General features: G+C 63.5%; 17 protein-coding genes. All 17 read left to right on the forward strand.

Annotation, left to right across the window (positions count from 1 at the left end):
- Positions 1–35: 35 nt before the first annotated feature.
- From ACZ50Q_RS03855 to ACZ50Q_RS03935, 17 genes are read left to right on the forward strand one after another with little or no spacing between them, the layout of a single operon-like run.
- The gene (locus ACZ50Q_RS03855; RefSeq protein WP_464081945.1) at positions 36–758 is read left to right on the forward strand and encodes a flagellar hook-basal body protein; all 723 of its coding nucleotides are present in this window, start codon (positions 36–38) and stop codon (positions 756–758) included.
- A 10-nt stretch (positions 759–768) separates the two neighbouring features.
- The gene (gene flgG / locus ACZ50Q_RS03860) at positions 769–1,551 is read left to right on the forward strand and encodes a flagellar basal-body rod protein FlgG (RefSeq protein WP_464080614.1); all 783 of its coding nucleotides are present in this window, start codon (positions 769–771) and stop codon (positions 1,549–1,551) included.
- 9 nt (positions 1,552–1,560) lie between these two features.
- Positions 1,561–2,520 (forward strand): flagellar basal body P-ring formation chaperone FlgA, encoded by a 960-nt coding sequence (gene flgA, locus ACZ50Q_RS03865; protein WP_464080615.1) that lies wholly within the window; start codon positions 1,561–1,563, stop codon positions 2,518–2,520.
- Entirely contained in the window at positions 2,517–3,125 is a 609-nt protein-coding gene (locus ACZ50Q_RS03870) for a flagellar basal body L-ring protein FlgH (RefSeq protein WP_464080616.1), read from the forward strand. The genes flgA and ACZ50Q_RS03870 overlap by 4 nt, the downstream gene beginning before the upstream one ends.
- Complete coding sequence (locus tag ACZ50Q_RS03875) at positions 3,125–4,258, forward strand: flagellar basal body P-ring protein FlgI (protein ID WP_464080617.1); 1,134 nt, start codon at positions 3,125–3,127, stop codon at positions 4,256–4,258. The genes ACZ50Q_RS03870 and ACZ50Q_RS03875 overlap by 1 nt, the downstream gene beginning before the upstream one ends.
- 30 nt (positions 4,259–4,288) lie before the next feature.
- Complete coding sequence (gene flgB, locus ACZ50Q_RS03880) at positions 4,289–4,666, forward strand: flagellar basal body rod protein FlgB (protein WP_464080618.1); 378 nt, start codon at positions 4,289–4,291, stop codon at positions 4,664–4,666.
- A 2-nt stretch (positions 4,667–4,668) separates the two neighbouring features.
- Entirely contained in the window at positions 4,669–5,106 is a 438-nt protein-coding gene (gene flgC, locus ACZ50Q_RS03885) for a flagellar basal body rod protein FlgC (protein ID WP_464080619.1), read from the forward strand.
- On the forward strand, positions 5,103–5,399 hold the full coding sequence (fliE, locus tag ACZ50Q_RS03890; protein WP_464080620.1) for a flagellar hook-basal body complex protein FliE: 297 nt from the start codon (positions 5,103–5,105) through the stop codon (positions 5,397–5,399). Before flgC ends, fliE begins: the two co-directional genes overlap by 4 nt.
- A 17-nt stretch (positions 5,400–5,416) precedes the next feature.
- Positions 5,417–6,838 carry a flagellar basal-body MS-ring/collar protein FliF gene (gene fliF / locus ACZ50Q_RS03895; RefSeq protein ID WP_464080621.1) on the forward strand — a complete coding sequence of 474 codons (1,422 nt, stop codon included), beginning with the start codon at positions 5,417–5,419 and terminating at the stop codon, positions 6,836–6,838.
- Positions 6,835–7,359 (forward strand): hypothetical protein, encoded by a 525-nt coding sequence (locus ACZ50Q_RS03900; protein ID WP_464080622.1) that lies wholly within the window; start codon positions 6,835–6,837, stop codon positions 7,357–7,359. The genes fliF and ACZ50Q_RS03900 overlap by 4 nt, the downstream gene beginning before the upstream one ends.
- Positions 7,356–8,114: a FliH/SctL family protein gene (locus ACZ50Q_RS03905; RefSeq protein WP_464080623.1), complete on the forward strand. Its 759-nt coding sequence runs from the start codon at positions 7,356–7,358 to the stop codon at positions 8,112–8,114. The genes ACZ50Q_RS03900 and ACZ50Q_RS03905 overlap by 4 nt, the downstream gene beginning before the upstream one ends.
- Positions 8,115–8,125: 11 nt before the next feature.
- Positions 8,126–9,448, forward strand: coding sequence for a FliI/YscN family ATPase (locus ACZ50Q_RS03910; RefSeq protein WP_464081946.1), 1,323 nt, complete (start codon positions 8,126–8,128; stop codon positions 9,446–9,448).
- On the forward strand, positions 9,445–9,912 hold the full coding sequence (locus ACZ50Q_RS03915; protein WP_464080624.1) for a hypothetical protein: 468 nt from the start codon (positions 9,445–9,447) through the stop codon (positions 9,910–9,912). Before ACZ50Q_RS03910 ends, ACZ50Q_RS03915 begins: the two co-directional genes overlap by 4 nt.
- A complete protein-coding gene (locus tag ACZ50Q_RS03920; protein WP_464080625.1) occupies positions 9,899–10,591 on the forward strand; it encodes a hypothetical protein in 693 nt (230 codons plus the stop codon). The genes ACZ50Q_RS03915 and ACZ50Q_RS03920 overlap by 14 nt, the downstream gene beginning before the upstream one ends.
- A 5-nt stretch (positions 10,592–10,596) precedes the next feature.
- Positions 10,597–10,983: a flagellar hook assembly protein FlgD gene (locus ACZ50Q_RS03925; protein WP_464080626.1), complete on the forward strand. Its 387-nt coding sequence runs from the start codon at positions 10,597–10,599 to the stop codon at positions 10,981–10,983.
- 9 nt (positions 10,984–10,992) lie between these two features.
- Positions 10,993–12,192 carry a flagellar basal-body rod protein FlgF gene (flgF, locus tag ACZ50Q_RS03930; protein ID WP_464080627.1) on the forward strand — a complete coding sequence of 400 codons (1,200 nt, stop codon included), beginning with the start codon at positions 10,993–10,995 and terminating at the stop codon, positions 12,190–12,192.
- A complete protein-coding gene (locus ACZ50Q_RS03935; protein WP_464080628.1) occupies positions 12,192–12,959 on the forward strand; it encodes a FliM/FliN family flagellar motor switch protein in 768 nt (255 codons plus the stop codon). Before flgF ends, ACZ50Q_RS03935 begins: the two co-directional genes overlap by 1 nt.
- The last annotated feature ends 4 nt before the right edge of the window (positions 12,960–12,963 follow it).

Below are 12,963 nucleotides of genomic sequence, written 5' to 3' on the forward strand. Positions count from 1 at the left end.
CAGTCAGAGTGAACGGAGAGCCAATCTTGGAAATCATGAGTTTCATTGCGCAGGGAATGGGGGTGGACCAGGCGCGTCTGAACGCGATTGCGGTCAACCTGGCCAACGTCCGCACTCCCGCCTACAAGCGGGAATTGGTCAATGGCGTCGACTTCGAGGCCCAGATGCATGCGCTGGAGCGGCGCGCTTCGGGCGTGGATTCCGCGCCGACAGCATCGGCATCCTATTCGGACCTGCGACTCGGCGGGGTTCAATACACAGGCCGTCCCTTGGATGTTGCGCTGACAGGCGAGAACGTATTTCTCGAATTGTCTCGTGAGGGTAAGACCCTATACGGCCGGCAGGGGGCAATGCATACGGACAGCCAGGGACGTCTGGTGAGCGCACAGGGCGATCTGGTGATGGGGCTGGGCGGAGAAATCCGACTGGTGTCGAGCTCGCCGCGCATTGATCACTTGGGTAACGTCTATGACCAGGGTCGCTTCGTGGACAAGCTAAGCATGGCGTCGTTCAAGGAGCCAGAAAAAATGGAACGGTTGGGCGGCGGCGTCTACCTCGCTGAGAAAGAGCGCGGCTCGACGGCACAGGACGGCACATTCTCGGTGCTGCAAGGATACCTCGAGGGATCCAATGTGGATCCGGCGAAAGAGATGGTGGGGATGATCGAGGTCATGCGTCACTTTGAAAGTCTACAGAAGACGGCGCAGTTCGTCGACGAGATGACCGGCCGCGCTGTGCAGAAACTTGGCGAATTCTGAGAGGACCGCAATGATTGATTCCCTGTATATCGGCGCGACCGCCATGCACGCTCAGCAGACCGGCGTGGACGTAGTGGCTCAAAACCTGGCCAACATGAACACGACCGGCTACAAGAAGTCGTACGTGGTGTTCGAGGATCTGATGACGCGTGCGGCCACGGGGGGCCTTCCCGCCGGGGTGCTGGGAATGGATCCTGCCGCCAACATGGGACTTGGCGTGGCGATATCCCGCAATGCCAAGTCCTTTGTCTCTGGCGAAATAAAGTCCACGGGCAAACCGCTTGATCTGGCGATCCGCGGAGACGGCCTGCTGGAAGTCGCCATGCCCGATGGCAGTGTGGCGTACACGCGTGGCGGTACGCTGAAGGTGGACCAGGACGGCCTGCTGACGACGCAGGCGGGGTTGCCCTTGAATGCCATGATCTCTGTCCCGGCGGACAGCGAGCAACTAACCATCTCGCCAGACGGTCGCGTCACCGCATGGCGAAATGGCGGCCGCGACGCCGACGAACTGGGCAAGCTTGACATCGTTCGCTTCAACGCACCCGAAGACCTTGCGGTACTGGGTGACGGTCTCTATCAGGCCACGGAACGTTCGGGTGATCCGATTCTGGGGCGCCCAGGCGAAGACGGCATGGGGCTGTATGCGCAGGGCCACCTGGAAGCTTCCAACGTGCAGCTCAATGAAGAAATCGTCAACCTGATGGTTGCGCAGCGTGCATACGAGGCCAATGCCAAGATCGTCCAAGCGTCAGATGACATGCTGGGCCTCGTCAACAACCTCAGGCGCTAGGCGACGGACGTGCGAAAGCTGATTCTCTCCGTGCTCTTGTGGCCGCTGACTGCGGCGGCATTCTCGCCGGACACGCCTGCGGTATTCCTGCGGAGCGCAGTTCAGGTGCAGAACGCCCACCTGACCCTGGGCGACATCGCGGCCATCGAAGGAACCTCGGACAGCGTTAGCCGCCTGGCTGGCCTGCCAATCGGGCCGGCGCCCGCCGCCAATTCGGTGCGCGAGATAGGCAGGGAAGAGATCCAGCGCTGGATAGACACGGCGCCAGTTGAGATGGGCTCGGTGATCTGGCGAGGAAACACATCGGTCCGAGTCACTCGCAAGGCGGCTTCGCTGGATCACGACGCCGTGGTGGAAGCCGCGAAGGCGATGGCTGCCCAGGCGTTGCAGGCGCGCTTCCAGAAGTTTGACGTTGAGCCGGCGGGAAGCCCGCTGCCGGCGTTGATCGCGGCCGGCGGATACGAGATTCGGGCCCGCCCAGTCGAACTTGGCGTGGAGATCCCTTCGCGCCTGGTGGTCTGGATAGAACTATGGCAAAAGAAGCGCCTGTATCGCGCACTGCCGGTAGCGGTCAACATTCGCGCGATCGCTCCAGTTTTTCGATTGAATGCCAGCCTGCCCGCGGGGGCGTCGCTCTCGCAGCACGACGTCACTGTCGAAGAGCGCGATGTCGCGGCGCTGGCCGGTGCCTATTGGCCGGCGGAAGAATCCTTGAGTTCAGTACGAACCAAACAGGCGGTGGCGGCAGGATCCGTCCTGATGCGTTCGCAACTGCAGGCGTTGCCCGACGTGGAGCGTGGAGATCAGGTAGCGTTGCGCGTGCGTTCGGGCACTGTGGTGATCGAGACCACCGCGCATGCGCTGCAAGACGGCTGGGCGAACAGGTCGCTGCGGGTGCGCCCGGCGCAGAGCACGGACGCCGTGCTGGCCCGTGTCGTTCGGAGCGGTTTGGTGGAGATTCAAGAATGATCGCCAGCCGTATCCCCTGGCGTTGCCGTAAACCCGTGAGTGCCGCCCTGCTGGCCATGGCGCTGGCGGTGGCAGTTGACGGCGCGGGCGCCGAAAGCCTGTACGACCCTTCGCTATATCGCTCGCTGGGGACGGACCGCAAGGCCAGCCGTGTCGGCGACGTGTTGACGATCCAGGTGGTGGAGACATCGTCCGCCACCAGTTCGGCCGATACGTCGACAGGACGCAGGGCTGCAATCGATGCGGAGTTCAGCTTGTCGCGCCAGCCGACCACGGCGGCAAGCCTGAATGTGGACGGCGATTTCGAGGGAGGCGGCAAGACGCAGCGGTCCGGCCGGCTGCTTGCGCAGATGTCCGTTAGCGTCGTCGATATCGCACCCAACGGCGATCTGTACGTTAAGGGAGATCAGCTTCTGACCGTTAACGATGAACAGCAGAAGATCCACGTGAAGGGACGGGTGCGTCCGCAGGATATTTCGCCGGCCAACGTGGTGATCTCCACCCGCTTGAGCGACGCAGAGATCATCTATGTCGGCGAAGGTGAACTGGCGGGACGGCAACGTCCCGCGTGGTGGAACCGATTTCTCAATTGGCTGGGATTCTGATGCGTGCATTGATCGCGATATTGGCGCTGGGCGTGTTGGCTTGGACAGGCGAGGTCCAGGCTGCCCGATCTTCGGCGACGGACGTCGTTCGCATCAAAGACCTGGGAAAGCTGAAAGGCTGGCGCGAAAACTCGCTGGTCGGCTATGGCATCGTCGCGGGTCTGGCAGGCACGGGTGATTCTCCCTCTAACAAGACAACCCGGCAGGCGATGGCCAATGTCTACTCGCAGTTCGACCTGACCGTTGCGCCCGAGCAGGTGCAGAGCCGGAACGTGGCCGTTGTGATGGTGAGCGCCATGCTGCCGCCATTCGCGCGGCCAGGAGACGCCGTGGACGTAGTGGTGACGTCGGCGGGAGATGCGCGCAGCCTGGTTGGCGGAAACTTGCTAGTCACCGCGCTCAAGGCGGCCAACGGAAAGATCTACGCGCTGGCCCAAGGCCCGCTGTCGGTGGGCGGGTATCGCTACGACATGAACGGCAACGTGGTCCAGAAGAATCACCCCACCGCCGGCTCCATCCCCAGCGGGGCCCTGGTCGAAGTCGGCGTGAGTACGCAGATGCTGAATGAAGAGGGCGTGCTCACGTTCCTGCTGTCCAATCCTGACTATACGACCGCGGGGCGCGTGGCAGCCGAGATCAACCGGGCGTTGGGCAGGCAAGTGGCCCGGGCGCGGGACGCTGCGGGGGTAGAAATTCGCGTTCCCGAGTTCGAGCGGGACGACCTGGTCACGTTCGTCTCGCGTATAGAAGCGCTTTCCGTGGCGCCAGATCAACGCGCCAGGGTGATCCTGGACGAACGGACGGGAACCGTGGTGTCCGGCGGCAACGTGCGCCTGTCCAAAGTTGCAATTTCACACGGCGACCTACGGATATCCATTGTGACGGACAACCAGGTTTCTCAGCCCATTTTCGTCCGCCAGGCAGGCGGTGGCATACGCACCGAGGTGGTATCCAACTCCAGCGTGGACGTGCGTGAAGGCGAGGGCAACGCGTTTGTCATGTCAGAAGGCAGCACTGTTGCCGAACTGGTGCAGGCCCTGACCAAGATCCGGACAAGCACGCGGGACATCATTTCAATCCTGCGTGCCATCAAGACAGCCGGCGCGTTACACGCCGATCTCATCATCCAGTAGTCCAGCCCTTTTCTTCAAGTATCCATCGACATGATTGATCCGGTCACATTAGGCGCGCTCAGCGCCGCCCTCGACGCGGCGAGCCTCAGGCAGAAGGTGGGCGCGGCAAACATCGCCAACGTCCACACGGCGGGTTACATCCCGATGCGGGTGCAATTTGAATCGCTGATGCCCTCGGCCGCCCCAACCCTGGACCGCGGGGGGCGCCTTGATCTACGGGCACTGGCGACTGCGCGCCTGACCAGGGCCGCGGCGGACACTCCCATTCCCTATGGCGCCAATACGGTGTCGATCGACCAGGAAGTGGCGGGACTTGCGCGCAACGCGCTGCATTACCAAGCGCTCGTCAAATCCCTGAATGGCCAGGTCGCGCTGATAGATTCGGCGCTGACCGATGGGAGGCGCTGACCATGGACTATCAAAGCGCATTCGCCATCAGCGCTGCCGGCATGAGTGCAGAGAAGCTGCGCGTCGATATCGCCGCCTTGAATCTTGCCAATGCAAACTCCCCTTTGTCTGCAAAGGGGGCCGGCTATCAGCCCTTGCGCGTGCAGGCATCCATGCGGGCAGTGCCGGGAGCGCGCAGTTTTGAGGCGCTGATGGACCACGGCATGTCGGCGACGCAGACCTTGAGCGTCGCGCCGTATCGCGCGCCGCCTCGGCGCGTCCATGAGCCCGGTCACCCCCAGGCAAACAAGGATGGATTCGTCTTGTACCCCGGCGTGGATTCCCTGACCGAAATGGTGACGTTGATGGTGGCTAGCCGGGCCTACGAGGCAGACGTCGCCGCGTTCAACGCTGCCAAGAGTATGGCCGTCAAGGCGCTGGAGATCGGAGGCCGTTCATGAACATTCCCGCCATAGAAGCGGTACAGACAATCCCCGTGCCTACGCTTCCTGCTCTGGCGCAGGCGCCGCAGGGGGCGCAGTTCGACTCGCTGGTCAGCGCTGGCCTGGCCGGCGTCAACCGCGCGCTGCTTCGCACGGAGACCGACGCGCAGCGCCTGGCGGTCGGAGATGTCCAGAACCTGCACCAGGTCATGATTCACATGGAAGAGGCAAAGGCCAGCTTCCAGCTCCTCTTGCAGGTGCGCAACCGTTTGCTGGACGCATATCAGGAAGTTATGCGCATGCAGATCTGAAACAGGATTCATCGTAAATGTCCCTCTCGGAGTTTTGGACGCGCCTGGACAGGCGTAACCGTTATACGCTGGCTGCCGGCGCCGTTGCGATCGTCGCGGCGGTTGCCATGGCGGGATTCTGGCTCACCCGCGGCAACTATCAGGTGCTGTTCTCCGGCATAAAGCCACAGGACGCATCGGTGATGCTTAGCGAACTGGACAAGCAGAAGATTCCCTACCGCCTGGAGGCTGACGGTACCGCCATCCTTGTCCCGCAAGAGGTGGTTCACAAGACGCGCATCGGATTGCTGGGCCAGGATCTTCCCCTGCATGGCGCCGTCGGTTTCGAACTGTTCAACAACGCCGACTTCGGCATGACGGAGTTCGCGCAGCGAATCAACTATCAGCGCGCGCTGCAGGGCGAAATCACCCGAACGATTCTTTCTCTGTCGAACATCGAATCGGCGCGGGTGTTGATCGCCCTGCCTGAGCAGGGGTTGTTTCATCGCGCGGGCGGAGTGCCGACGGCGTCGATCGCGGTCGCGCTGCGGAACGGTCGCAGCTTGACATCCGAACAGGTGCTCGGCATTCAGCGTCTGGTGTCTGCATCGATCCCGGATATCGAGGCCCGTAACGTCACTATCGTCAATCAGCACGGCGTCGCGTTGACCGCCTCGGGCGAGGGCAGCGAGGGCGCTGGCGCGGCGGACGCCCGGCTCGCGCTGAAGCGATCGACCGAGGAGTACCTGACGCGAAAGATATCCGGCATGCTGGATCAGACGTTTGGCGCCGGCACGGTAGTGGCTAGCGTGGACGTGCTGCTGAACATGGACCGCATCCGCATCACGACCGAAGACATGCTGCCCTATTCGCCGACGGGCAAGGGGCAGCCCACGGGTGTGGTCGTGCGAGAGCGTCGCTCCAATCGGGAGGGCGAATCGGCCGCTGGCAACAATAGTCGGCGGACGGGAGGCGATACGGAAAGCGAGACCGACTATCAGGCGGGAAGAAAGGTCGAGGAAATCGTCTCCACACCCGGCGTGATCATGAAGATGGGCGTCACTGCCGTTGTTCGAGGACCGATGGACGGGGTCGCGCTGGACCGATTGAGAATGCTCGTTGGTAACGCAGCGGGGGCTCAGGTTGAGCGGGGCGACACAGTGATCGTCTACAGCACCGAGCAAATGGCTGCCCGCGGCGGCGTGGTGGCACAGGATGCCGGCCTGACGGTCGCCCAGGTGCCTCCGCCAGCTTTGAAGACGGAGTTCGAGTGGACGCCCCGCTTGGCGATTGCGCTGCTGCTGGCCGTAGGCGGCGTTTTGGTCTTGCTGCTGTTGCTGTTGAGCTGCCGGCGCGCTCAGGCGCCTCGCCTTTCGACGGAGCAGCGCGAAGTGCTGTTGCAGCAGCTTCGTGGCTGGCTCGCGCCAACGCAGCCCGGGACGGACGTGGAGAAGCCTTGATGGACGGGTTGAGATTGAGCGCACTGGCGCTGCATGCGGTCGCCGAACGGGACCGCGCGTGGTTGCTGTCGCGCCTGCCCGCCGCACAGCGCAGAGACCTTTCCGCGCTGGTGAGAGAGTTGCGGGGGACGGGAATCCCGGCGGATCCGGAGTTGTTGCATCAGCTTGTGCGGGAACGCGAAGCGATGGTTAGCGATCCGGCGCCGGACGCCCCGGCGGCAAGAGTGATTCGCGCGCAGGCGCAGGATATCTGGGCGGTGCTGCGAGGAGAGTCGGACGCGATCATCGGCCGCATCTTGCGACGCCACGACTGGCCGTGGAAGTCCGCACTGCTGGAACTGTGCGGCGCCGTGCGTGCCAAGCGGATCCAGGAGCTGGCTGGACAACTGGCGCCCGCCGTGGCTCTCGAGCATGCGCTGATTGACGAGCTCGAACAGCGTTTGGCGGCTCGCCCGTCGCCCGCAGCTCGGACGCAGCCGGCGCGCTGGCAGTTCCTGCGTCGCGGCAGGGGGATGACGTGAAGACCGCTCCCATTCTGCGTCAAATGCCGGTTGCGCCCTCGTCGCGTCTGCTGGGCCAGGTTTCTACGCAGCCGCAGCGCGCGCCGGCCGAGTCGGCGGCTGCGAGGGCGTCGTTCGACCATGCTCCCAGGGCATCGGTGTTGCCGCAAGTTGCGTCCGCCACGATGAGCGAGGCGGAGATCGAACAGCGCGGCCTGGCCATCGCACAGCGCATGATGCAGGCTGAAGCAGAGAAGGTGCGCAAGGCGGCCCGTGAAGAGGGGCTACGCGCAGGAAAGGAAGAGGGGCTTCGTGCCGCTCAGGCTCAGGTAGCCGAACAATTGCAGGCCCAGCAGACCCGGTTCAAGGCTGTCGCGGAAGCCTTGGTGGAGGCGCTGGAGCGCGAGCGCGGTGCGACAGAGGACGCTGCACTGGAGCTGGCGATGGCAGCCCTGGCCCGCATTCTGGGCGAGGCACCCGACGCTGCGGGCGTGGCCGCCGTCATCCGGAAGGCGAGCGCGCAGTTGCGCGATCCCTCGCTCGTGCGTATCAGGCTGGCGCCGGCCGACTTGGAGGTCTTGAAGGCCGCCAACATCGATGCGTCGCTGCTGGTGCCCCAGGCTGCGGACGTTCAATGGGTAGCCGATTCGACGGTTGAGGGTGGCTGCGTGTTGCAGACTGCTGCGGGCAATCTTGACGCCCGCTTGCATAGACAGGTCGCCGCGTTGGCCGAGGCGCTGTCGCGCACCTATCGTTCTCGGGGAGCCCCCGCGTGACCGACGCTGCCATGGCACCCTATTTGAAGGCGCTCGAAGGTGCCGTGCTGTACGCGCGCGAGGGTTCCGTTCGTCAGGTCGCTGGCCTGGTGGTGTCGTGCACCGGACCCGACGCCAGCTTGGGTGAACTTTGCCGTATATCTTCCCAGAGCGGGGAAGCAGAGATCCTGGCAGAGGTGGTCGGGGTCAGGCCAGACGGTGTGGTGCTCATGCCTTACGGGCGGCTGGATGGCGTGGCCTCTGGATGCCGAGTCATCGTCGCGGGAAGTCTTGCCGGCGTGCCGGTCGGTCCGGGGCTGCTGGGCCGGGTGGTGAACGCTTTTTGCGAGCCACTTGACGACGGGCCGCCCCTTGAATCGGAGGCCTACGTGCCGCTTAAGGCTGCGCCGATCAATCCTTTGCACCGCAAACCGATCGATGCGCCCTTGGAGACCGGGGTCAGAGTCATCGACGCCATGCTTCCCCTGGGCCAGGGGCAGCGTGTGGGAATCTTCGCGGGTAGCGGCGTCGGAAAAAGCACACTGTTGGGCATGTTGGCGCGTAGCGTGAAGGCGGATGTGAATGTGATCGCCCTGATCGGAGAGCGGGGAAGGGAGGTTCGCGATTTCGTCGAACGGCAGCTGGGCCCGGAGGCGCTGGCGCATTCTGTCGTCGTGGTCGCAACCTCCGATGAGCCCGCGCTGATGCGTGCCCGAGCGACCTACGCCGCCCTGGCCATTTCCGAGTACTTCCGTGACCAGGGAAAGAGCGTTTTCCTGACCATGGATTCGGTGACGAGGTACGCGATGGCTCGCCGAGAAATCGGTCTGGCCGCTGGTGAGCCGCCAACTGCGCGAGGCTATACACCATCGGTTTTCTCGGAGATTCCCGAGCTGTGCGAGCGTTGCGGCCGGCTGGACAGTGGGGGATCCATCAGTGCCATTTTCACGGTGCTGGTTGAAGGCGACGACTTCAATGAGCCTATCGCCGACAGCCTACGCGCCACGCTGGACGGTCACATCATCCTGAGCAGGGATCTGGCGCATCGCGGACATTTCCCTGCCGTCGATGTGCTGCGCAGCGCCAGCCGACTGGTCAGCGAGCTGACCACCAAGGAAGAACGCGCGGCCATGGTCCGGGCGTCGGCATGCCTGGCCTTGCTCGAAAGGAACAGGCAGATGGTCGATATCGGTGCGTATCAGGCGGGGTCGAATCCGGAGCTCGACGCCGCCCTTGCCATCGCGCCCGCCCTGGACGAATGGTTGCGGCAGGATACGGACGCCCCGGATACCCGCGCCAGCGCCTTCGCGGCACTGGCGGACGTGCTTGGAATGCTTCATAGGGATATGGCATGACAGCCGGCCAGACTCGCTATCGATATCCATTGACCGCATTGGAAAAGCTCTACACCCATCGGCTTGAGCAGGCCCGCCTGGCGCTTGTCGCAGCGCAGCGCCGCCTGGATGACCATCAAGGGCATATTCAGCGACTGCGGATCGCGCTGGGCCGAAGTCATGAAGACTGGGCAGCCGCGGCTGGGCGCTCCAAGCGCTTCGACCCTGCAAGCCATGCCGCCGTGCGCGAAGCGCTGGCCGTCCACCAGTCGGGCCTGAGCGCTGCGTTGGAGCAAGAGCGGCAACTGCTGGCGGAAGTCGATCAATTTCGTGAACGGGTGACTCAGGCTCATCGGCACTCCGAGACCGTTGAGCGCCACAAGGATCAGTCCAGACGCGAATTCGAATTGGAATGGACGCGTATGGATCAGCGCCGGGCTGATGCGGAGTGGCCGGCGCAGGGAGAGCGGTATGACGGCTTTTGATGCATTGATGCCCGGAGCGCGGGAAACGTACCTAGCCAGCGGGAGCTCGGGGGGACGCGGAGCTGCAGGCGACTGGCGTCAGGCGGTGGAGCACGCGCAGGCGAGATCGTGGCTGGAAGGGCGGAACACGGAAAGCGGTCAGGGGCCGCAGGCGGATCTCAACCTTCCTCGCTTTGCCGGACAGGGAATCCGTGGCGCAGGTGCAGAACCGAGCAGCCAGCAGAGTGTCCGCGCCCGACAAACCGCCGAACCAACACGTCAAGGAGACGTCGCCGCCCGTGGTTCCGCGGTTGAAGCGTCCAAACCGTTGGAGTTTGCGGCGCGGATGCAGGTCTCCGTTGCGACACTGGCGCCCGTTGTGGCGCCCAGCGTTTCGCGAGCCCCTTCTGCAGCGCACTATGCGGACCAGGCCGCCATGCTGACGCAGATGCCCAATACCCGCGGGTTGCGTCCGCGCAAGCAGTCGGTGCATGCCGAGTCCGGCGAGCAGGGCGTTTTGGTGTGGGTGCGTGACGCCTCAATGAACAGCCAGCAGGCGAATCACCTTGCGGCAGTGATCGCCGCCAGTCTGGGCGATGGCACGCAGCGCCTGAGCGCGCTCTACCTGAACGGCCAGTCGCTGGCCGATGACCGAAATCCCGTTTCACACTCCTTGTTCCCACCTTCTCCGTCGGAGTAAGCAACATGGCAATCGATTCGACCGGGGCGGCCGCCTCGACCCAGCTCGGCATGCAGGACCTGCTCAAGGTGTTGTTGGCCCAACTTACCAACCAGAATCCCCTCAAGCCGATGGAGAACCAGGACTTCATCGGGCAGATTGCGCAGTTTTCGTCCCTGGAACAAAGTCGCCAGACCTACAGCAAGCTGGACGAACTGGTCGGGCTGCAGGCGACCCTGCAATCGGTTGGTCTGATCGGGAAGACGGTCGACGTGGAATCGCAGACTGGCAGCGTAACCGGCACCGTAACGGCGCTCAGTTTCGCGTCCGGATCGCCGATGTTGAGCATTCGCACGTCCAGCGGCTCCGTCGTCAGCGACCTGAGCCTGGGCGCCGTGACGGCCATAAGATAAGGAGCGTCCATGCTGGACAGCATCTGGTTGAGCCTTGCGGGAATGAACGGATTTTCCAAGGGCCTGCGCACCATCAGCAACAATGTGGCCAATATGAACACGCCGGGCTTCAAGAAGTCCCAGGTTCTGTTCGACGAGCAGTTCAGTGCCAATGTTCCGTACAAGCACGATCGGCAAGGCCCCGGCAACAACGGTGAAGGCGCAGGCGTCAACACTTTCGCCACCCGGATCGACTTCAGTCCCGGCGAGGCACGCCAGACAGGCAACAGCCTGGATCTGGCCTTGGACGGGGGCGGCTACTTCATGCTGCGCGGCGATGATTCCGAACTGAGGTACACCCGGGCAGGCCAGTTCGAGTTTGGCGATGACGGCATCCTGCGCAACAAGAGCGATGGGTCGCGCGTGCTGGGCACGGATCGGGACGGGAAGGGCGAGTTGGGCCAGATCTCGCTGGATGGCATGTTGACATCTGCCGCCACACCGACCTCGTCGATACAGTTTTCAGGATACCTGTCGTCGACCGGCACGGACCATGAACTGACGGCGGTCAAGATTTACGACAGGACCGGTGCCGAGCATTTGCTGAGGGTGACCTTCGTCAATCAGGGGGCGACCCAGCCGGGAACGTGGAAGGTGTCGATTGATGACGGCCCAACGCATCTGGGCGAAGGAACGCTGGTGTTCAAGGATGGCAGGATCGATCCCGGATCCTCCAGGATCACGGTGAACTATCTGTTGCCGTCGCAAGGGGCACAGGCCATCACCCTGGATTTCAGCGACGGGGTCACGTCGTTCGCGTCCGGTACCACTTCGACGTTGACCGTGTCGAAGCAGGACGGTTATGCGGCTGGCAGCGCCACAGGCGTTGCGTTCGATGCGTCGGGAGTGCTGTCCGTCACCTACTCCAACGGCCAGTCGGCCCAGGGCAGGCGGATTGCATTGGCGCGCTTTTCTTCCGAAGACCAGTTGTCGCCGGTGGGAGGGAGCCAGTTCGTGCTGACCAGTCCAGATGCGCGCATTGTGGGCAATCCTCGCGGCGATGGATTCGGCCGTCTGGAAAGCGGCAGGGTCGAGGGGTCGAATGTGGACCTGTCTCAAGAATTCAGCGATCTAGTCGTTATGCAGCGTGGGTACCAAGCGGCCTCGCAGACGATCTCCACTGCCAACGATCTTATCCAGTCACTGTTCGACATGAAGGGCAGGCGTTGATGACGGAGTGGACGATCGCCTGGTGGACCCAGGCAGAAATGGAACGGGCGGCGAGCTCCATAAGAGGGGCGCTGCTCGATTGGTGCGGGCAATGGGGTGTGGATTCTGGGGCGCTTCGTGCCGAGCCGGAGTCCGGGGTTGATGCGGCGAGCACTGCGGACTGGCAGCGCGTGACCGGCGGCGACGACAGGGATGGGGTCTGGATGACGCATCCCGATATGACCGCGCGCGGTTTGGCAGTGGCCGTGTGCGGTGAGGATCGGGACGCTTCAACAGCGACTCGCCGTGGAGGGCCATTGTCGCAGTCGGTGGCGCGTCAGGCGGGGCGCGCGATGGCGCTGGCGCTGCGCACGCATTTTGATTGGGGCTCGGTAGGCGACGATCAGCCTTGCGCCTTGCCCGCCGGGCTGGAACACGGGGGCGTCAGTTTGTTGGTGAGGATTGGCGAAGCCTCATTGCGCATTGTATTGAGCGCCGGTGTGGCATGTTCGATGGCGGGTCGTCTCCAGACGCGCTCCCCGCTGCCGCTGGCGGCCCTTCAGGAAGTGCTGGCGCGGCGTCGAATCCCGCTCGGCGTAGCCTTGCGCACAGTCCAGCTCGAGATCGGCAATCTGTGTTCGCTGGCTGTCGGCGATGTCATCGCTCTTGACCATAAGCTGGACGAGCCCGCGATCCTTTGCGCGGAAGACGCATCGCCGGTGGCGCGGGCGCATTTATCTCGGATCGGCTCGCAAAAGGCGATTCGGCTGGACCGTGCGGCGTCATAGCACT

The sequence above is a fragment of the Achromobacter sp. T5-5 genome, assembly GCF_055397965.1.